Source organism: Streptomyces sp. NBC_00846 (genome assembly GCF_045207325.1).
GTDB lineage: Bacteria > Actinomycetota > Actinomycetes > Streptomycetales > Streptomycetaceae > Streptomyces.
On record NZ_CP108846.1, the window covers coordinates 3,829,901 to 3,849,856 of the forward strand.

Genomic DNA, 19,956 nt, shown 5'->3' on the forward strand with positions numbered 1-19,956 from the left:
CGACGCGTGGAACCCGTGACCGGGCCTGCCGGGCAGGCCGGCCCGTTCGGATCAGCCCTTGAGCTGCGCCATCCACGCCTCGACCTCGTCGGCCCGGCGCGGCAGCTTGTCGGAGAGGTTCCGGTTGCCGTCCTCGGTGACGAGGATGTCGTCCTCGATCCGGACACCGATGCCCCGGTACTCCTCGGGCACGGTCAGGTCGTCGGCCTGGAAGTACAGACCGGGTTCGACCGTGAGGCAGATGCCGGGCTCCAGCGTGGCGTTGACGTACGTCTCAGTGCGCGCGGCGGCGCAGTCGTGGACGTCCATGCCGAGCATGTGGCCGGTGCCGTGGAGCGTCCAGCGGCGCTGGAGGCCCAGCTCCAGGACCTTGTCCACGGACAGGTCGCCCAGCAGGCCCCACTCGACGAGCTTCTCGGCGAGTACGCGCTGTGCCGCGTCGTGGAAGTCGCGGTAGTCGGCGCCGGGCTTGACTGCCGCGATGCCGGCCTCCTGCGCCTCGTACACGGCGTCGTAGATCTTCCGCTGCAGCGGCGTGAACATGCCGTTGATCGGAAGGGTGCGCGTCACGTCGGCGGTGTAGAGGTTGTTGGTCTCCACACCGGCGTCGAGCAGCAGCAGCTCGCCGGAGCGCACCGGGCCGTCGTTGCGCACCCAGTGCAGGGTGGTGGCGTGCGGGCCGGCCGCACAGATCGAGCCGTAGCCGATGTCGTTGCCCTCGATGCGGGCGCGCAGGAAGAAGGTGCCCTCGATGTAGCGCTCGCTGGTGGCCTCGGCCTTGTCGAGGACCTTCACGACGTCCTCGAAGCCGCGTGCGGTGGCGTCGCAGGCCTTCTGCAGCTCGGCGATCTCGAAGGCGTCCTTGACCAGTCGGGCCTCGGAGAGGAAGACGCGCAGTTCCTCGTCGCGCTCGGCGGTGACCTTGTCGGTCAGCGCGGCTTCGATGCCGGCGTCGTGGCCGCGGACGTTACGGACGGGGCCGGTGGCCTCGGTCAGCGCGGCCGGCAGCTCGCGCACGTCCTTCGCCGGGATGCCCAGCAGCTGCTCGGCCTCGGCGAGGGAGTGACGGCGGCCCACCCACAGCTCGCCCTGCCCGTCGAGCCAGAACTCGCCGTTCTCGCGGTTGGAGCGCGGCAGCAGGTGGATGGTCGCCTCGTGCCCGTCCTCGGTCGGCTCCAGGACGAGGACGCCGTCCTGGGTCCGGTCGCCGGTGAGGTACGCGTACTCGGTGGAGGCGCGGAAGGCGTACTCGGTGTCATTGGAGCGGGTCTTCAGGTTGCCCGCGGGAATGACCAGACGCTCACCGGGGAAACGCGCGGAGAGCGCGGCGCGGCGGGCGGCGGTGTGCTCGGCCTGGGCGATCGGTTCGAGGCCGTGGAGTTCCGTATCGGCCCAACCGGACTTCATGTTCGCGGCGAGTTCATCGGAAACGGCCGGGTACAGGCCGTTCTTCCGCTGCTTGACCGTTTCTTCTTCCTCGGTCTCCGGGGTCTCCGGGGTGAGCTCCTCAGCCACGACTTGTTTCTCCTTGATACGACACTGGACCCCGTCCATCGTACGGGCGTATGGAAGGGGGCACAGGGCCGGAAGACCTGTTACACCGAGCCCGGCCGGGAGCGGGCCGTACGAGTCGGCCGGGGCGGGCCGTTGCGCTGTCATTCGAAGCGCGCGGCCAGAACGACCACGTCCTCGGCGCTGTCGTCCTGGTCGAGCCCGTCGGGCAGGACGGTCCGCAGTACGTGGTCGGCGACGGATCCGGCGTCGTCACGCAGCGCCTTCGGTACGCGCGCCGCCGCGGAGTGGAGCCGTGCGAACGCCCGGTCCATCGAGTCGCCGGTCCGGCGCAGCAGCCCGTCGGTGTAGAGGAGTACGGTCTCGCCGGGCGCCGGGATGATCTCCACGCTGGGCGCCTCCCAGCAGGCGAGCATGCCCAGCGGCGCGGAGACCGAGGTCTCGATGAACTCGGTGCGCCGGTCACCGATCACGAGCGGCGGGGTGTGGCCGGCGCCGGCCAGCAGGATCGTGCGGCGGGCGGGTTCGCAGTAGGCGAACAGGGCGGTCGCGGAACGGGCGGGTTCGGTCAGCCGCAGCAGCAGCTCCAGGTCGGAGAGCACGGCGACCGGATCCTCTCCCTCCATCACGGCGTACGCCCGCAGGCCGGCGCGGAGCCGCCCCATGGCGGCCAGGGCGCTCGGCCCGGAGCCGTTGACCGAGCCCACGGCGAGACCGAGTGCGCCTTCCGGCAGTGCCAGCGCGTCGTACCAGTCGCCGCCGCCCTGCGGTGCCGTGTGATGGCGGGCGGCCAGCTGTACGCCGGGGACCCGGGGCAGCCGGGTGGGCAGCAGCTCCTCCGTGATGGTGGCGACATCGGCTCTGGCCCGCTCCAGTTCCAGCAGCCTGGCCAGATGCTCGCCCGCGTGTCCGGCGTAGAGGCCGAGGAGATGGCGTTGGCGTTCCAGCGGTTTGGCGGGTTCGTCGTACAACCAGACGGCGGCACCGAGCCTGCCGGTCGCTTCGGCGGTGAGCGGCAGGGCGTGGCTGGCGGCGTATCCGAGCCGGGCGGCGACCTCGCGGCGGTGGGGGTCGAGGCTGCTGTCGCCGAGCAGATCGGGGGTGGTCAGGGCGCTTTCAGCGTTCGGGAGGTCTTCCAGGATCCGGCCGTAGGAGGTGGCGCTGCGCGGCACTGTCTCGAGGTGTCCGAGCTCTGCGTGGGCGAGGCCGAGGCCGATGGTGCTGACGGGGCCCCGGCGGTCGGACGGTTCGAACACGACCAGTCCGCGACGGGCGCCGACCAGGGCGGCTCCGGCGTCCAGCAGTTCGTGCAGGGCGTCGTCGAGCGTGCTGGTTCTGGCCAGTCGCTCGGTGAGTTCGTGGAGCGTGGTGAGATCGGAGATCCAGGCGGCGAGCCGGTCCTGGATGAAGCCTCCGGGGGCGGCCGACACTCCGGACAGGGAATCGGCAGTGTGCGCTGAAACAGGAACCACGGGATCGATTCCAGCCACTTTTGGCAGGTGCGGGGCGCTCATGGCAGTCGGCTTTCCCGCCCGTGCGATTCGTTGAATAGCATCGCAAACCCCCATGTCATTCTGCGCCGCTATCAGTGCATCCACGTGTACACGTAGCATCCACATGTACACGTACAAGTAACGCGATGTCCAGCATTGTCCCTGCGGGATTTATGGTGTCCGAGCTACTGTCAAGTTGGCCGGAAAACGCCACCTGTGGCGGCTATTTGCGGTCGACTGGGTGTGCTCGACAAGGGGTGTTCTCTGGGTGAAGTCCCGGAGGAAGCGTCATTCCGGGCATGCTGGGTACGTAGTCGATGATGACCAGGGGCAGTTCCGATCGCCCCGGAACCCGGCAGCGGGCCCGGACGTCCTCTCTTGTGACGGCCGCGCCCCACCCTTGAGTGGCGGGGTCTGCACCGTGGGACGACAGGCGCGATGCGTGCGCCGCTCCTCGCCATGATCGTATCCGGATCCGTCTCGCCCCTGCTCGACCAGGCTCGGCCCATGCTCGGTACCGACGACCCACCCGTACCGCAGATTTGAAGAGCATGTACGCACAGTGAATTGACGAACGCGTGTTGTGACGTGCACGTGGTGTGATGTGGACCCTCGGCGTTCAACGGAAAGGAACGAGCGCTCATGCGCGAGATCCTCGGTAGGCGACGCAGGCTCCGGCTCCGGCGCAGGGGAAGGCCCGCCCAGCTCGACGCGGTCCTGACCTGTGCCACCGCATGGCAGTGGCCCGTGCTCCCCGGAGTGGGACCGGAGGCGGCCGGTGGCCGCGGTGACCGCGGCCGTGGCTGCGCCTGTCCCGATCCTGAGTGCGTCGTACCCGGCGCACACCCCTTCGATCCCGGTCTCCTCGCGGCGACCACCGACGAACGGATGGTGCGCTGGTGGTGGACGAACCGCCCCACCGCTCCGATCGTGCTGGCCACCGGCGGTCGTGCCCCGTGCGCGCTGAGCCTGCCGGCCGTGGCCGCCGCCCGGGCGCTGGCCGAGCTGGACCGGATGGGCGCGCGGCTCGGCCCCGTGGTGGCGACGCCGACCCGGTGGTCGCTGCTGGTCGCCCCGTACACCCTCGAACGGCTCGGTGAACTGCTGCACGCCCAGGACTGGGTGCCCAGTTCGCTGCGGTTCCATGGCGAGGGCGGCTATCTCGTTCTCCCGCCGTCCGAGGTGGGCGCGGGGCAGGTGCGCTGGGAGCGGGCTCCCGCGGCGGGCCCCCGGCCGGGCTCGAGCCGGGGAGCCTCCGTCCCCGTCCTCGGGCCCGCCGCGCCGTGGCTGCCGGATGTGGGTGCGGTGCTCGACGCGCTCGTCGAGGCGAGCAACGGAGCGCCGGACGGCGGCAGTCGGCTCGCCTACTGACGCGCGGGACACGCGGTCGGCTCACTCGTTCGGGTGTGAGTCGACCGGAGTCACCGTAACAAAAGGGGCGTGCGAGGCCGGGACGTTCATATTCCGTAGATATCCCCGTCAGGTCATCAGGAATTCGCGGAACCGATACCTGTCGTCAGTGGCGGCAGGTATCCACGGGTCAATGGGGGCGACGGGTGTCTGCGGATGAGGCCGTGAGACTTTTCCGGAGCCTCTCTCCGCCCCGGTTCTCTCACCCTCGTTCTCTTACTCGGCCCATACAAAGTCTGCCGCTGCAAAGTGGGCCGGTGCAGGGATTTCTGATGGATCTTCCGAATCCCCCGAGGGATTCCTCGAAAACCTATTCGAATAACTCTGCGGGAGGCTATGTGTGAAGCATTTCCGGGTGTGCGGCCGCTGTGCAGGGTGGGTGTGCCGTCAATCCGGGCTCTGGCGTGCCGGGTTGACGGCGGCGCGCAGGTGCTGTGGAGCCGCGGCGGTCGTGGACGGAGAGGCTCGGTGGCCCCCGGGGGCGTACCGGCGAGAGGGGGATGTGCGCGGGCTCGTGCGCCGCGTCGTGCGCTGTGCGCCGTATCCGGAAATGAGGATGCCCGGTCGCTGGCGACGGGGGATGCACCAGCGACCGGGCTTCTAGAACGGTAACAAGAGATCTGCCGTTCGCAAATTCGATCTCATGTATTCGGACAGCGATTTACCTGCGAGTGCGGGGAGTTGTGACGTGCATCACCGCATGGCCCCGGGAATCGTCACTGTCAGCTGAGTGTCACTTGGCGGTTGGTGAGCCCGCCGCGGGCCCGCCGCTCCTCGGCGGTGAGCGGAGCGTCCGAAGCGAGCGCCGCGGTCAGCCGCTCGGCGAGTTCGGCCGCGGGCTTCTCGCACTCCGCGGCCCCCATCGCACTCGGCAGATCCCAGACCGGGACCATCAGCCCGTGCGCCCGGAAGGAGCCGACCAGCCGCGTCCCCTCGCCCAGCGACGAGGTGCCGGCGGCATGCAGCCGGGCGAGTGCGTCGAGGAGCTGCTCCTCGGGGTGGGGCATGACCCAGCGCAGGTGGTTCTTCTCCGGAGTCTCGCACCAGTACGCGGCGTCCACGCCGGAGAGTCGCGATGTCGGGATCGCCGCCTCGTTCGCCCGCTCCAGGGACGCGGACACCTCGGGCGTGGCGTTCTCCGCGTCCGGAACCCAGAACTCGAAGCCGGAGTGGACCACGGGTTCGAACGTCGCCCCGGGGTCGAGCAGGTCCTGCAGCCGCGGACCTTCCGCCGGTGCGCGCCGGGCGGCCACGGGCGAACCGGGATCGGCGACCAGCGCCCGCTGCAGCGTGTCCGCGAGGTCACGGCTGAGGTCACCGGACGGGGTGTCGTTCTGCAGGGCGAGCAGCACCGAACCGTCGTCGCGGCGGAGCGCCGGCCATGCCATGGGGAGGACGGTCGCGAGCGTCACCGAGGGCACGCCCTCGGGCAGTCCGCCCTTCAGTGTCAGCTCGACCGTGGCGGCAGGCACCAGCTCGCGCAGAGCGACCCAGTCGCACTCACCGGCCAGCTCCTCGAAGGGCCGGTGGACGAGCTCGGTCACGGCCTGGGCGGCGGCGCGGCCGTGGCACGCCTTGTAGCGGCGGCCCGAACCGCACGGGCAGGGCTCGCGAGCTCCCACCACCGGGATCTCGCCATCCTTGAGCTGCTGCTTCCCGGCCTTGGTCTGAGGGCGCTTCTTGGCCATGGTGGGCTTTCTCCCGATTGCGACAGTGCGGTCTGGGCCGCGAGCCTAGCGGCCCGTGTCGCGTCCGGGGCACATGCGCCCGCCCGTCCGGCGGTTGCGGAGGTACGGAACGCCCGCGTGCATGCCCGCCGGCCTGGGTGCCAGTACGTCCGCCCACCGATCCGCCCACCGATCCGTGTGCCGGTGCGGGTGTGCCGGTGCGTGTGCTGCGTACCGCAGCCGTCGCACACTCCCGTACCCGTGCTCGTACCGCAGCCGTCGCACACTCCCGTACCCGTGCTCGTACCGCAGCCGTCGCACACTCCCGTACCCGTGCTCGTACCGCAGCCGTCGCACACTCCCGTACCCGTGCTCGTACCGCAGCCGTCGCACACTCCCGTACCCGTGCTCGTACCGCAGCCGTCGCACACTCTCGTGTCCGCGCCTGGGCGGGAACGTCAGCCCACGTCGTCGAAGGCGTCCGCGAAGCCCAGCCCGTCGAGGCCCGGTACACCCGGTACTTCCGACACCCGCCCGTGCCCCTCGCTGACGAGGACCCACACGGTGACTTCGCCGGAAACGCTGTCGCGTACGCCCCATTCCTCGGCGAGCGCGCTGATGATGTTGAGCCCGCGGCCGCCGCGCGCCGTCACCGACGGTGTGGCAGGAATCGGTCGGGTCGGACCGCCTCCGTCCGTCACTTCGACGGTCAGCCCGCCCGTTCGGTCCATGCGCCACGCGGCGCGGATGTCGCCTTCACCCACATCGGTGTGTCGCCCCAGTGGCCTGCCGTGCCGGCAGGCGTTGCTGAGTAGTTCGGAAAGGATCAATACAGCATCGTCGACGACCGAATCCGGCACCCCGTAGTTGCGCAATTGCTCACGCATCCGGTGCCGCGCCTGACCCACGCCCGCAGGACCATGGGGTACGGCCATGCTCGACGACGTGGGCACTTCCTGTGCCACCACCAACGCCACCCCCGAGACCTCCTTTGCCCCACGCCACGGAGTGGATGCCCCCCTGGGCTGGACCGGAAACCGGCCAATCGCCTGCCAGTGACGCACTCGTAACGATCGAATACGGTTCGAATGCGCCGGTGTACTCCGTGTAACTGATGTTAAGAGCGTCTCAGTTGTGACAGAACCTGCTTCGGGCGGTTCGTGATGATGGCCTCGACTCCGAGGTCGATGCAGAGCTCCACGTCCTCAGGTTCGTCGACCGTCCAGACGTGTGCGCGATGGCCCGCACGGTGCAGGCGCTCGATGTAGCCGGGGTGACTGCGTACGATCCGCATCCCCGGACCGGCGATCCGCGCCCCCGCCGGCAACCGCCCGTCACGCAGACGTGGCGAGACGAACTGCATCAGATAGACGGTGGGCAGGGTGGGGGAGGCGACCTGGATGCGGTGCAGGGAGCGTGCCGAGAAGCTCATGATCCGCACCGGTGACGGGCCGTCGGCCGACGGTGCGTCGAGTTCGAAGCGCTTCAGCAGGTGCAGCAGCCGCTCCTCGACCTGGCCCGCCCAGCGGGTGGGGTGCTTGGTCTCGATGGCCAGCTGGAGCGGGCGCCCGGCGGCCCGCGTCTCGGTGACCAGTTCGAGCAGCCGTTCCAGGGTGAGTACGGACGTGAGCTCCCCCGGCACCGGGTCCCAGTCCGGGGACTCCGACTCCTCGCGGTCCTTCCAGGAACCGAAGTCGAGGGCGGCGAGCTCGGAGAGCTCCAGTGCGGAGACGGCGCCGCGGCCGTTGGAGGTGCGGTTCACCCGGCGGTCGTGTACGCAGACGAGGTGACCGTCGGCTGTGAGGCGTACATCACACTCCAGGGCATCGGCACCGTCCTCGATCGCCTTCCGGTAGGCGGCCAGGGTGTGCTCGGGGGCGTCGTTGGACGCGCCCCGGTGGGCGATGACCTGGATGGGAGGGTGCGTGGATTGCTGCCGTGCGTGGGTCACTGCGTCATGGTGTCACCGAGGAGGGAGTGCTGGGTACAGCTCGCGCCGCGACCCCGCGTGCCTCACGCCGGGGGTCCGTTTTACCGGATGTAAAGATTGGCGTGCGGATGCACAGGTCCTGCTTACAGTGGCCTGACGTGTCTTGGGAAAAGCTGTCCCGGGACACGTACACAGCGGATCTCTTGCCGAAAATGATGTGGAACCGAGGAGTAAAGAGCTGTGAGCACAGAGAACGAGGGCAACGAGGGCACTGCGGGCGAGGTTGTTCCGTCCGTTCCGTCCGTACCTCCAGTGCCGGCCGACGCTCCTCGTCAGGAGCCGCCCGGGAGCACGCCCGTGTCCCCACAGGGACCCGCGCCCGCCCCGGCGCACCCGGAGGCGCCGGACGCGGCGACCGCGCGGCAGCCGTTCGCCCCGATGGGCGAACCGGCCGACGCGACCGCGCACACGGCTCCCCTTCCGGCCGCGCCCACCCCTCCCCCCGGGTTCCAGTCGGCCGCCGAAGCCAACTGGCCCCCGCCCCCTCCCGCCGTTCCCGCGTACGCGCACCACGGTGCGGACGGCGGCGGTCCGGTCTGGGGTGCCCCGGCTCAGCTCCACTCCCCGGAAGGCCCGCGCAAGCGGGGCACGGGCGGCGCCCTGGTGGCGGCGGTGGCGGCGGCGGCGCTGGTCGCCGGCGGTATCGGCGGCGCCCTCGGCTACTGGGCGGCCGACCGGAACGGTGGTTCCAACGGCTCGACCACGGTCTCGGCGTCGGTCGATCCGCAGGACCTCAAGCGCGACCCTGGCACGGTCGCGGGTGTGGCGGCCAAGGCGCTGCCCAGCGTGGTCACCATCGATGCGCAGGGCGGTGACGGCGGGGGCGGTACGGGGACCGGCTTCGTGTACGACAAGGAGGGCCACATCCTCACGAACAACCACGTGGTGGCCTCCGCGGCGGACAGCGGCCAGCTCACGGCGACGTTCTCCAACGGCAAGAAGTACGACGCCGAGGTGGTCGGCCGGGCGCAGGGCTACGACGTCGCCGTTCTGAAGCTGAAGAACCCGCCGTCGGGGCTCACCCCGCTGTCCCTCGGCAACTCCGACCGGGTCGCGGTCGGCGATTCGACGATCGCGATCGGTGCCCCTTTCGGTCTGTCCAACACGGTGACCACGGGCATCATCAGCGCCAAGAACCGGCCGGTCGCCTCCGGTGACGGTTCCGGTGGCAGCAACTCGTACATGAGCGCCCTGCAGACCGACGCCTCGATCAACCCGGGCAACTCCGGCGGCCCGCTGCTCGATTCGCGCGGCGCGGTCATCGGCATCAACTCCGCCATCCAGTCGGCCGGCAGTAGCGTCGGTCAGACCCAGGCGGGCTCCATCGGCCTCGGCTTCGCGATCCCGATCAACCAGGCGACGAACGTTGCCCAGCAGCTGATCAAGACCGGTCAGCCGGTCTACCCGTTGATCGGTGCCACGGTCATGATGGACGACAAGACCGGCGGCGCGGTCATCTCCGACCAGGGCGCGGGCGGCACGTCAGCCGTGTCGAAGGACGGCCCCGCGGCCAGGGCCGGCCTTCAGGCGGGCGATGTCATCACGAAGTTCAACGACACCGTGATCGACAGTGGTCCGACCCTGATCGGCGAGATCTGGACCCACAAGCCCGGCGACCGGGTGACCGTGACCTATAAGCGAGACGGCAGGACGGCAACGACCGAAGTCACCCTGGGGGAGCGCAAGGGCGACAACTGACCGGCTAGGCTGTTCTCGCATCAACCCCGGTCCATGGACCGATGACGCGAGGTGGGTTGCCCGAGCGGCCTAAGGGAACGGTCTTGAAAACCGTCGTGGCAGCGATGTCACCGTGGGTTCAAATCCCACACCCACCGCCAGCTCAGCGAACGCGCTGATCAGAAGGGGTGTCCCAACCAGGGGCACCCCTTCCTCATGGGTCCTGTCTCACCATGCTCCGCCCGTGTGTCACTTTGGATCATGGTGTGTGGACCAGGCGTGGACCACATCCCGCCTACTGCGGTGCGTTGGCACGCTACCCACTATTGGCCATGGGCTGCATCACTACCTCACAGTGCCTGTGAATGCGACTACTCGTCCAGGCGGCCGAACAGGCTTGCCATGTAGTCGTCAGATCCCGGTTCTTCACCGAAGGATGCCTCTGAGCGCTCGTAAGAATCGTGATCAGGTTCGCGTTCTGCTTCTTCTTTTGCCATGACTACCTTCCGCGAAAGATCAATCAGCCCGAAAGCATCGGCCATGGACTCCATGTCATCTAGGTCGAGCTCGTGTGCTGCGCACATGTCCAACTCGCTCAAGACGTGGCTTTCGAATTCGGCAGCAAGGGCCTTGTTGGATTTGTAGTCCAAATTGCAATATCCGCCGAGGTGGTCTACGTATCGCCGCCAGTCGTCTTGATCTTCGAGGGTGGATCGAAGCCAGTCGTGGTAGGCGTCATGAAGCTCGTCAATAAAGTCTTCTGACGACCAGTGAGTGGAAATCATGTCGAAGACACGTTCGGCATCTTCCTTGCTGCCCCGCCCCCCTTCCCAATAGGAAGCCAACCGGGATGAAACTATTTTCAGCTGGTGGGTATCAATATCGAACTCGCTGTCTACGCGGAACCAGAAATGCGCTCGCCTTTCGACCGCCCCCTTTGTGCCCCGCATTACCTTACCCTCAGAGAACCAGATCCCATTCTCCTCAGGTGACTCCGAGTCATGCGTACGGCGCATGGCCGCAGTGAAGGCATCCTTGTCCCTCCGCAGTGCAGCCTTAAGTGCGGTGTTTCCACCGCGTCTGAAAATGTCGCCAGCACCGTGATCGTATAGACGGATGAGTTGCTCAAAGAATTTTGCAGACTCGATTATCGCCTTTAGGATCTCGCGGTCTTCTGCGATGCGGTGAAGAGTGAACTCTGTAACGGATGGATTGGAATGTCGGACGAGGGTGGCCCCGTTGCCATCTTTTTCGATTGCAATTAGAAACCCTTCGAGGACCTCAAGGCACTCGCGGAAGCTTGTCTCCGTGCTCACCACGCCCATGCGCATCGAAAGTTCCTTATGGGCCTCCTGGAGCTTGCTTATATCCACCCCTCGCGGCAGGGTGCTGAGCGACATGGTCAGAAAACGCTGTTCGGGAGTCAGGTGCCTCTCGAATGCGGTGCGCCACATCCGTTCTGGATTATCGAGCGTCTCCTTGAAGCGCTTCGGGTAGCCGGGGGACTGCGTGTCGAAGCCTACGCCCGTGCAGTACTCGATGACGCGCGGGCTATAGCTAGGATGATCGACAATTTTCTTGTATCCGCCCCTCGCTATCTCTCGGAGACACTCGATGGCCACATCTGAATTCCAGAGGTGGTTGTAGAGAATCCGGGCCCGGTCGCTTCTGCGGTATGAGTCCAGTTCGAGCACGAATTGGTATCTGTTATCGAGTTCTGTCAGTCTTTCATACGCCCGCTTCGCATCGCGCAAGATATATTCGCGCGTAGTCATCACGAGCTTCTTGTTGGTAGATCCTGATATGCGCTGGATCAGGTCAGATATGCGCTTGTCTTCGTTCTTTGACAATCGCTCGGAGAAGGAGATCTGCCCCAGGAAGTCGTCGTACAAGAATATCTGCTTGGTTCCGCGGCTCAAGGACGTCCAGGCCTCGCTGATGTCAGCGGACACCTCGATTGGTTCGTATCCATCGGTAATATTCTCTGCCATAAGCATTTGGGCGAGAGTTGTCTTTCCGATCCCCGGGGGTCCAGAGACTAGGCAGACGTTATTTTGTGCCAGAAGTTCTCGTGCGCGTTCGTAGGCGGGGTGAACTACGTGGCGCGGAATCATTTTTTCGATGCGAGTCTTGAGGGCGTCAGCGCGGTTGGCGATGTCCGAGTGGAGGTGCCAAAAGAGCTCCGTTCCTGTTGTCACCCAGAGTTTCGGGTGGCGCCTTTCAACGCTTGAGTGACGTGTCAGCATGGCGTCGATATCTCGGAATCCAAATACGTCGCCAGGCCCTCGCATCCAGGGTGTAAAAAGATCGTAGATTTTCCCTTTCTGTGCTACGGAGAGATCGAATGAGGTTGCGATGTAGTATCTTGCCGGATTGATTCGTTCAACTTTTGGAATTTCCTTACGTGCCGATGCTAGCAACTGAGAGAATGTGGAGTTTTTGTAATGCTTGCACTGGGCGACATGCGTCCCGTCGCCCTGCCAGCGCAGGTCGATCCCACCATCGGCTCCGGGTGAAAATCTTTCCACGTGTACTTGATTATCGGCGGCCAGCAAGTCACCTACGAGTTCTTCAAACTCGACATCAGACAGAACGGAGAAGTCGCGCATGCGAGATTCTTAGCATGCTTTCGTCCGTCGGTGGGCGATATTCCCCACAGTGCATGTTAGTGACTTATGCCTATTGGTCGAAATCTACCTAAATTTCGTATTTGGGTAGCTTGGTGTCCTGGTGGTTGGTCCGGATACGCGGCGGGGGCACCCTTCCTAGGACGCCCCCGCTACTCATGTCTACTTGGTTGCTGTTGCCTCAGCAGCTTCAAGTGCTAGCTCGATCTGTTGGTTTGCGTGTTGCTGGCTGCGGTGAATGGCCTTGGCGTAGAAGCGGAACAGTACGGCGATGCTGTGGCCGGCCCGGCGGGCGACTTCGGCCGGGGAGACGCCGGACTCCAGCCACAGGGAGACGCACGCGGCGCGGAGTCCATAGGGCACCTCGGCTAGTGGCGTATTGACTTCCTGCTTTGTGAGGACGACCTGGCGAGCAGACTTCCAGATGTCGCCGTACTCCTTGCTCAGGAGGCCGCCGCCGCGAGCAGCGCGGAAGAGTCGGCCGTCCTCGGCCGTGTCGAATTCCGAGACGTGGTCCTGGATCAAACGGACCAGGACTGGTGGGATCGGTACCTCGCGGGTGGCCTTCCGGGCACGCTTCTTGAGGCCGCGGGAGTCGTATGACTCGCCCGAGTCGGTCCAGCCGGAGCCGACGCGCGCCGAGCTGGAGGACAGGACGACTTGACCCCAACCCTCCTCAGGCAGGGTGAAGTCCGACGCCCGGAGGGTCACAGCCTCACTGGGGCGGGTTGCCGCGTAATAGATGCACCCGAAGAACGCCTTGAGGTGCCTCCCGCGATCACCCTGCGCGCCCACCGCATCGATCAGCTTCCTGGCGAGTGCCGGACCGGGCACGTATCGGAAGTCGATCTCGTCATCTGTCTCGGGTGGCGTCCAGTCCACCTTGGTCAGGGGCAGCGACGGCAGGCGTGACAACTCGACTGCGTAGCGCAGGAAGTTGCTGAACACAGGGACCTTGCGGTTCACCGTGTTGTCCGCAGCAGCGGTGCCGTCCACCTTGCGGGCCAGCGCATCCAGGGCGGAGCGTACGACAGCCGGTGTGTTCAAGGCTGAGATGTCTATGGACTTGCGTCCGATCCAGTCGAGGGCCGCCACGATGGGTTCCGGTGCTCCCTCGGCGTCCACGCGGGCCACGAAGTCGCCGTCCTGGTCGAGGACGAGGCGGAAGGCCCAGGAGTAGAGCGCGGCGCGGAGGACCCGGGGGTCGGGGGCACCGCGGTTGTCCTTGACGAGGCGAGGGGTGACGGTGGCCAGGGCGTCCGCGATGCTCGCACGGTGCTTGGCTGAGGCGTTCGGCCACTTCATTACTACGTACTCCCGGGCGTGGGCGAACCAAGTCGGGGACTGGGCCGCCAGCACCTCCGAGGCCGGCAGGCCAGTCTCGGTGTCGAACTGCTCGCGGTTGCGCAGCGCGGTGAGGAGTTCGGCGCGGCGGCCGTCGGCCTGGGCCTTGAGCTTGTAGCTCTTGGAGAACGGCTGGACGCCGACCCGCCACCGGAGCTGGTAGGTGGCGGCGCGGTTGGGGCGCTTGCGGATGCCCCAGATCTTTACGTCGTACGTCAGCACGTCGGCACCTCGCAGCCCTCGAACCAGGCGTCGAGGTCGGCCCGGCGGATACGGATCTGCCCGTTGGGGAGCTTGAGGCAGCGGGGCGCGTTTCCACGAGCGCGGAGCCGGTAGAAGGCGGCCCGCGACATGCGCAGCTCGGTCAGCGCCTCTACGAGGGTCAGCATGCGGGTGGTCGGTGCGGTGGTCACTGCCAGACCTCCCCTTCGGTCTTGGCGCGTCCCTTGTCGTCGCGGGCCTGGTTGATGTCGTGGCGGGTCTGATTGGCGAGGAGTTCTTCGCCAGGGCGGTAGCCGGAGAAGAGGTAGGCCCAGGAGGACTCGGTGACGAGCACGGTGTCCGGGGCGGGTACGGGGTGGCCGGCGCGGACGCGGGCAGCGTCGGCCTGGGCGAGGCGCCAGGCGCGGCGGACGTCGCGGAGGGCGCCGAGGGTGGTGGAGTAGGCGCGGGACTTGGTGGAGAAGTGGCCGCGGAAGCCGAGCATGTGGGCCCACTTTATGAGCTTGAGGTCCGCGAACTCGGGCAGGCCACCGAGGTCCCAGGCGGTGCGGATCATCTGCCGCACGTGCTGGTGGACGGGCAGGTTCCGCAGAGGTTCGGCCTGATGGGTGCCTTCGCAGTCGAGGCACGACTCCCGGATTCGGCCGCCGACCGTGCCACGGCCGGAGCAGGTCTGGCAGACCAGCGAACGGTTCGCCGTCGCTGAGCGCGGTGATCTCGTCCACCTTGAACCTCTTGCCCCAGCCGATTTCGCGGTCCCCCACGGTGTCGGAGACAACGGTCAGGGTGGTCCGCTTCAGCGCGGGCTTGATCGCGCGGAGGAGGTGGTCTGTGCTGGCCCAGGCCGGCGGGGGGCTGGTGTGGCCGTCAGGGCCGTCGAAGCGGATGACGGCGTGGAAGTGGGCCAGGCCGCGCTGCTGGTACTCGGCGACCTTCGCGAAGGAGATCCGCAGGGCTGCATTCATGTCTTTTTGCGTGATGCCGAAGTTCGCGGCGAGGGTGCGGCGGAGGTTGAGGGTGAAGCGTGCCCAAAGAGCGCTTGCGTGCGCGTTCCAGAGCACGGCGCCGGTGTAGTCGTCCGTCTTCGGGCTCAGAGGGGTGCCGAGTTCGGGGGCGCTGTCGGGGTGTCGGGCGCCGCAGCGGCAGGGCTGGGGCTTGCCGTCCTTGGTGGTGGGTCGGTTGTGGACAGGGCCAAAGGAGGGCGCGGTGAGGGTCAGGAAGATCCTGGGGTGGGTGCGGATGGTTTCGGGGACGTTCTTGCCGCCGGAGAGTCCGGCGCGGATGAGGTGGTAGATGTCGGCGGCGTAGAGTCGGGAGCAGGTGGGGCAGCGGGAGGCGCGACGGTTGCCGCAGGTGGTCAGGAGACGTCCGGTGGGCTCGTCGCTGGTGGAGTACGAGCGGATCGTTTCGCCGGTGGTGTGGTCGCGGGTGGTGGTGTGGCCGACGAGGTTGATCGGGCGGGTGCAGCCGCGCAGGCGGGTGATCTGCTCGCGGGTGCGGTCGAAGTCGCCGAGGTTGGCCAGTTCGATCAGGTCCCGGACAGCGGGGCTGATCACGTGCCGCAGGTCGAGGTCGCGGGGCATCGGCAGGGGGATCCTTTCCGCTGATGGAGGCCCCGGGCAGCACCGAGACGGAGCCAGGTGCTGCCCGAGGGCATGACGGGTCAGGCCCAGGAGGCCAGGAGGAGATGCCGGAAGGCCGGCGGAGGGTCAGGCCGTCAGTGCCGCGTATGCGGCGGTGGCCAGGGGGAGGCTGACGCCGAGACGGGCCTTGAGTTGCGGCAGCGTGATGGGCTGGCCGGTAGCGGCGCGGTGGGCGTCGGCGATCTCGCGGGCGGCGTCCAGCAGAGCCGGGGCCACCTTGACGGCCGGATGCGGCACAGCGACATGAGCGGGGGCCGGGGGCGCCGCAGGTTCGGACACGGCAACCGGTTCAGGAGCAGGCTCCGGGATGAGGGCGGCTCCGACGCCGGCTGGAGCGTCCTTCGGTACGGATTCCGGGTTCGACGCCGAGTCGACCACGGGAGCCGGGGCCGGGAGCACAGCCGGTGCGGTGGCGGGGTCCGCGGTGGTGACGGCGTGGAAGTGGCGCAGGAGCTCGGGGCCGACGGCACCCCAGCCGAGGAGGAGCAGCGGTGCCACGGAGTCGACGCAGGCGCGGCCGTAGTGCCCGGCAATGACGGGCTCGGCGATGTTGAGGGCGAGGGTGAAGAAGCCGGAGGTGTGCATCAGCCGGTTGGCAGCCTTGAGGTCGTCGGCGGGGACGCCGCGCAGGGACAGGTACCGCAGGGCGACCAGGAGGCCGAGGACGGACAGGTCCACCATCGGAGCGATCAGGGGTGCGATTGGGTCGGGGATGCCCAGGCGCAGGGCCAGGTTCCAGACGTTGCCGAAGGAGAACACGAAGGCCAGCAGGGCGATGACCGCCATGACCACGGTCACGGTGTGCTGAGTGATCCGGTCTTCTGACATGAGGGGTTTCACCTCCTTCCGGGGAGGTTGGAGCCGGGCCGGTGGGTCAGCTCTCGGGGACGAGTCCGCCCCTGTGGGCGACGTTCGGACCGAGGTAGGTCTGCAGGACACGGCGTTCGTGGGTGTTGGCCATGCGGTACGCGGCGATGCCTATCCGCGCGGCGCGGTCGAGGTCTCCGGCGGTGATGGCCTTACGCATGTGACGGATGTAGATCCGCATGGAGGGGCGCATTCAGGCCGCTTCCGCCGAGGGCTCGGGGTTCTCCTTGTTGAGGTCCACTCCTGTGCGGTGGAGCAGGTATTCCAAGAGCTGGGCCGGGTGGCGAACGAGGTGGGTGGTCTGTTCGGCGACGCGGGCGGCGTCCTCGTCGGACACGTAGGGGGTGCGGATGCGGATGAAGCCGGGACGCCCGTGCTGGGACATGACCGCGACGCCGACGTAGGCAGGGTCCTGGAGGGTGACCGGGCTGGCGTCGGGCCACTCGCGGATGTCATCGCCGAGCGCGGCCACGGCGGCGTCGGCGGTCTTCTGCGCGAAAGACAGCCCGACCGGGCACACGTCGCGGATGAAGGTGGGGATCGCGTCTCCGGTGGTCTTCTGCGTGGTCAGGAAGGTCAGGAAGCCGACCGAACGGCCCTTCTTCACCAGGTCCTCCACCAGGTGGGCGTTCTCCGCCGCGAGTGCGGCCAGCCTCTTGGTGGCCGGGTCGGAGCCCTTGTGGTCGCGGAAGTAGGTGTGGGCCTCGTCGATGACGACGACGACCAGCGGCCAGTCCGCCGAGGGACCGACGTGCCACATGTTCTTCACGCCCAGCACGCGGCGGATGGACGCGGAGCGGGCGCGGCGCAGCTGCACCAGTTCCTTCAGCTTCTTGTTTGCCTCCTCCAGATCGTCCCCGCAGAACTCGAACGCGCGCTGCACGAGGTCGGCGTAGTCGCCCTCGTAGGCGTGGGAGACCTTTCCGTCGAAGAAGACGAACTGGATGGCCGGCGAGGGCGCCCAGTCACACACCAGCCGGTTCACGCATGACGTCTTCCCGAAGCCCGGCAACCCGCCCATGGCCACCCCGGGAACCTCCTTCAGGGGCACGACCACGGGCAAGCCGAACTCGTCCACCCCCAGCTCCCACACGGCGTACTCCTCCGGCGGGCGGCCGTTGGGCTCGTGAACGGTCGGTGTGAGCAGCGGATCCACCCGCACCCCGCGCAGCGTGACCTGTCCGGGCTTGTCACCCGGCAACACGGACACGCGGGCCATGCGCCAGGCATCCGCCAGATAGGGAGCGGCCTTCTGGAACTCCGCCAGACCCACCTTCGGCAAGCAGGTCGCCCCCGCCATCACCCCGAAGGCGTCCGGGGTGACCTTCAGAGCCGGGACCAGGACGCGGGGCTTGGGTTCCTTGCCGTCCGAGGTCGCGAGCGCGACCAGGGCGGTCGGCATCTTGTCTGTGACCGACAGCCCGCACATCCGCGCCAGCCGCTTCCAGCCCCAACGGATCCGTATCGCCTGCCGGATGCTGATCCGCTTCATCGGCGACGCCCGCAGGTAGCGGATCACCCAGGCTACGGCCCACAGGGCGAGCAGCCCGAGCCCGAGCCACACCGCTGCACGGAGCCAGCCGAAAGCTTCGTTGAGTTCGTACACCGGTCTTCCTTCGTTCCGTTCAAGAAATCACGCCGAACCAGACGCGTGGGGAAAGGCAAGGGCAGGGGGCGCAGCGCCCCAGAACGGCGGCCGCCTCGTAGCCGAAGATCACGAGCGGATGGCGGTCGCTATCCGGGACACACCCCGGCGCGCGGGGAGCGTCGTCACGCCGCAGCACTCTCGGGCCCGGTCGTCTCCTGCGGCATGGCAGGGGTGTCGACCAGTTCCAGTGCCGCGCAGCGGTAGGCCACGCCCTCCTGAAGCTGGTCGTTGAAGATCCGTGCCCACGGGCTCGCGAAGAGGTCCACCGGGCGGACGAACCGGCCCGGGGGCAGACCGTTGGGCAGGCCGGTCTGCGGAACGGTCACCTTCAGCGCCTCAGCGCGCTCGCCCTCCATCACGAAGAGCGTCAGGGTGCACAGCGGCGCACCGGTCTCGAAGTCCACCGCGCGGACGCCGTTCTCCTGGTCCTTCCACTTCGGCACTGCCGGCGTGCCGGTCATGACGTTCGTGGTGGGGAGCAGATGTACACGGATAACGGTCCTGGCCATGGCGAATAAGCCCTTTCAGTCGGGTCCGTGACCAGTGATCCGGCCACACCCAGAGGTAACCACAACGCCTGGGTGTGCTGCAACACCTATGCGTTGGAGGGGTGCTGCTATCCATGCGTTCCATGGGTATGGCAGAGGCTACGGCCGTATCCTGCGGGTATGACGCTGCCCCTCGAAGACGACTCCCGCCCGCCCTATGTCCAGGTGGCCGACTATCTGCGGCGCCAGATCCAGAGCGGCGAGCTGGGGCCTGGCGACAAGGTGCCGTCCTCGCGGGAGCTGCAAGAGAAGTTCGGACTCGCCAGCGCCACGGTGCAGAACGCGTTCCGGCTGCTCAAGAACGAAGGGTTGATCTACAGCGTCCAGGGGCGAGGCAGCTTCATTCGCCGCCCCGCCCCTGAGCCCGATGCGGCTGCGGAGGGGGCAGCGGGTACCTCCCTGGCTGGCGGCACTGCCGGTTCAGCCGCCGATGCGCGGTATGTCCGTCTCTCTGAAGAGGTCGCAGACCTCCGCCGTGACGTCGCTTCCATGCGTGAAACGCTTGTCGAAGCGCTTGAACTCATTCAGTGGCTGAAAGATCAAACGCTTGGCGAAGACGCTTAATTTCGCGCGTCACTTGTCGCATGAGTGCGGCGACGTCGGCCACTTCGGTCGCGAGGAGTGTCACGTCCGCGTCCAGCGCCGATATTTCCGACTCGTTCACTGTTCCCCGCCCATCGCCGCGCCGTTCATTCGTTCCGTCCCGCAGAGCCTCTCGGTGGCCCGCCTTGATGAAGCGCGCGTGCACCACCCGGCCCCTTCTCTGGAAGCCTGCTGGGATCGGGCATCTGGCCACAACCCCGCGAACCGCCGGGCGGGACGGGTTGCCAAATTCCCTTGCCGCGTCCCGTCACGCGGGCGGCAGTGTCGCAGAGTGATTCCGCCTCCCGGGAAGCCGTCAGTCGCTGTGAAGGTCCCGCAATCGGATCCCGCATGACCGCGGATGCATGTGGCGTGGGTCACGGTTCTCGTTCTCTGTATGCATAGGCCTCGGAGCCTCCGGTGCGAGCCGCACGCAATCAGCGAAAGCGGACACCCCTTCAGAACGCGCATTCCCGCACCTCTCCAGCGGCCCCGCTCGGCTGCATTCCTGTGGACAACTTCCAGCAGGAACATCAGACAGCCGGGAGCCTGTGGATAGATTCTGGCGATCCCGAGAGCAGACCGTAGCGAAACGTTCCACTCTCTACCGGCCGAGGCCGTCGGATGGGTGAGCTGTCCAAAGTTTCTTTACTGGATCAAGGCGGCCCGCTGGCGCGGGCCGCGCGGCGCGGCGGCCCCAGGCCGCCGCCGGCTCCTTGTCTCCGC

The 19,956-nt window shown here is 67.3% G+C and carries 15 protein-coding genes, 1 tRNA gene and 1 pseudogene; 4 read left to right on the top strand and 13 right to left on the bottom strand.

The window, feature by feature from the left end; genetic code table 11:
* Window positions 1-51 precede the first annotated feature (51 nt).
* Complete coding sequence (locus OG936_RS17605) at window positions 52-1,515, bottom strand: aminopeptidase P family protein (RefSeq protein ID WP_406495820.1); 1,464 nt, start codon at window positions 1,513-1,515, stop codon at window positions 52-54.
* A 140-nt stretch (window positions 1,516-1,655) separates the two neighbouring features.
* Entirely contained in the window at window positions 1,656-3,026 is a 1,371-nt protein-coding gene (locus OG936_RS17610) for a PP2C family protein-serine/threonine phosphatase (RefSeq protein WP_406495822.1), read from the bottom strand.
* A 621-nt stretch (window positions 3,027-3,647) separates the two neighbouring features.
* Here OG936_RS17610 and OG936_RS17615 point away from each other — a divergent pair.
* Window positions 3,648-4,376, top strand: a complete 729-nt coding sequence (locus tag OG936_RS17615) for a bifunctional DNA primase/polymerase (protein WP_406495824.1) — start codon at window positions 3,648-3,650, stop codon at window positions 4,374-4,376.
* Window positions 4,377-5,137: 761 nt separating this feature from the next.
* On the opposite strand, the gene OG936_RS17620 is transcribed toward OG936_RS17615, so the two are convergent.
* The 3 genes from OG936_RS17620 to OG936_RS17630 all read right to left on the bottom strand — a co-directional run bounded on the left by OG936_RS17620 (window position 5,138) and on the right by OG936_RS17630 (window position 8,033).
* The gene (locus OG936_RS17620) at window positions 5,138-6,103 is read right to left on the bottom strand and encodes a DUF5926 family protein (protein WP_406495826.1); all 966 of its coding nucleotides are present in this window, start codon (window positions 6,101-6,103) and stop codon (window positions 5,138-5,140) included.
* Window positions 6,104-6,540: 437 nt separating this feature from the next.
* Window positions 6,541-7,146 carry an ATP-binding protein gene (locus tag OG936_RS17625; RefSeq protein ID WP_383751815.1) on the bottom strand — a complete coding sequence of 202 codons (606 nt, stop codon included), beginning with the start codon at window positions 7,144-7,146 and terminating at the stop codon, window positions 6,541-6,543.
* Window positions 7,147-7,199: 53 nt separating this feature from the next.
* A complete protein-coding gene (locus tag OG936_RS17630) occupies window positions 7,200-8,033 on the bottom strand; it encodes a glycerophosphodiester phosphodiesterase (protein WP_406495827.1) in 834 nt (277 codons plus the stop codon).
* Window positions 8,034-8,252: 219 nt separating this feature from the next.
* On the opposite strand from OG936_RS17630, the gene OG936_RS17635 reads away from it, so the two are divergent.
* Both OG936_RS17635 and OG936_RS17640 read left to right on the top strand, forming a co-directional pair.
* On the top strand, window positions 8,253-9,770 hold the full coding sequence (locus OG936_RS17635) for a S1C family serine protease (RefSeq protein WP_406495829.1): 1,518 nt from the start codon (window positions 8,253-8,255) through the stop codon (window positions 9,768-9,770).
* 50 nt (window positions 9,771-9,820) lie between these two features.
* Window positions 9,821-9,910: transfer RNA gene (locus tag OG936_RS17640), tRNA-Ser, on the top strand.
* Between the two features lie 210 nt (window positions 9,911-10,120).
* On the opposite strand, the gene OG936_RS17645 is transcribed toward OG936_RS17640, so the two are convergent.
* The 8 genes and pseudogenes from OG936_RS17645 to OG936_RS17680 form a co-directional block, all read right to left on the bottom strand.
* Window positions 10,121-12,358, bottom strand: coding sequence for a restriction endonuclease (locus OG936_RS17645; RefSeq protein ID WP_406495830.1), 2,238 nt, complete (start codon window positions 12,356-12,358; stop codon window positions 10,121-10,123).
* Between the two features lie 180 nt (window positions 12,359-12,538).
* A complete protein-coding gene (locus OG936_RS17650; protein ID WP_406495832.1) occupies window positions 12,539-13,942 on the bottom strand; it encodes a tyrosine-type recombinase/integrase in 1,404 nt (467 codons plus the stop codon).
* On the bottom strand, window positions 13,936-14,133 hold the full coding sequence (locus tag OG936_RS17655; RefSeq protein WP_406495833.1) for a helix-turn-helix transcriptional regulator: 198 nt from the start codon (window positions 14,131-14,133) through the stop codon (window positions 13,936-13,938). The genes OG936_RS17650 and OG936_RS17655 overlap by 7 nt, the downstream gene beginning before the upstream one ends.
* Window positions 14,130-15,525, bottom strand: a pseudogene (locus OG936_RS17660) (replication initiator). Before OG936_RS17660 ends, OG936_RS17655 begins: the two are co-directional and overlap by 4 nt.
* Window positions 15,526-15,651: 126 nt before the next feature.
* Window positions 15,652-16,413 (bottom strand): DUF2637 domain-containing protein, encoded by a 762-nt coding sequence (locus OG936_RS17665; RefSeq protein ID WP_406495835.1) that lies wholly within the window; start codon window positions 16,411-16,413, stop codon window positions 15,652-15,654.
* A gap of 46 nt (window positions 16,414-16,459) precedes the next feature.
* Window positions 16,460-16,612: a hypothetical protein gene (locus tag OG936_RS17670; RefSeq protein WP_406495836.1), complete on the bottom strand. Its 153-nt coding sequence runs from the start codon at window positions 16,610-16,612 to the stop codon at window positions 16,460-16,462.
* A 33-nt stretch (window positions 16,613-16,645) separates the two neighbouring features.
* A complete protein-coding gene (locus OG936_RS17675) occupies window positions 16,646-18,058 on the bottom strand; it encodes a cell division protein FtsK (protein ID WP_406495837.1) in 1,413 nt (470 codons plus the stop codon).
* A 164-nt stretch (window positions 18,059-18,222) separates the two neighbouring features.
* Entirely contained in the window at window positions 18,223-18,609 is a 387-nt protein-coding gene (locus OG936_RS17680) for a hypothetical protein (protein WP_406495839.1), read from the bottom strand.
* Between the two features lie 159 nt (window positions 18,610-18,768).
* Between OG936_RS17680 and OG936_RS17685 the strand changes: the two genes are divergently transcribed.
* On the top strand, window positions 18,769-19,212 hold the full coding sequence (locus OG936_RS17685; protein WP_406495840.1) for a GntR family transcriptional regulator: 444 nt from the start codon (window positions 18,769-18,771) through the stop codon (window positions 19,210-19,212).
* Window positions 19,213-19,956 lie beyond the last annotated feature (744 nt).

Bases quoted from the DNA above. Each gene is read 5' to 3' on its own strand.
- OG936_RS17645 (WP_406495830.1), bottom strand. From the start codon at position 12,358: ATGCGCGACTTCTCCGTTCTGTCTGATGTCGAGTTTGAAGAACTCGTA.
- OG936_RS17615 (WP_406495824.1), top strand. From the start codon at position 3,648: ATGCGCGAGATCCTCGGTAGGCGACGCAGGCTCCGGCTCCGGCGCAGG.
- OG936_RS17680 (WP_406495839.1), bottom strand. From the start codon at position 18,609: ATGGCCAGGACCGTTATCCGTGTACATCTGCTCCCCACCACGAACGTC.
- OG936_RS17620 (WP_406495826.1), bottom strand. From the start codon at position 6,103: ATGGCCAAGAAGCGCCCTCAGACCAAGGCCGGGAAGCAGCAGCTCAAG.
- OG936_RS17670 (WP_406495836.1), bottom strand. From the start codon at position 16,612: ATGCGTAAGGCCATCACCGCCGGAGACCTCGACCGCGCCGCGCGGATA.
- OG936_RS17665 (WP_406495835.1), bottom strand. From the start codon at position 16,413: ATGTCAGAAGACCGGATCACTCAGCACACCGTGACCGTGGTCATGGCG.
- OG936_RS17685 (WP_406495840.1), top strand. From the start codon at position 18,769: ATGACGCTGCCCCTCGAAGACGACTCCCGCCCGCCCTATGTCCAGGTG.
- OG936_RS17610 (WP_406495822.1), bottom strand. From the start codon at position 3,026: ATGAGCGCCCCGCACCTGCCAAAAGTGGCTGGAATCGATCCCGTGGTT.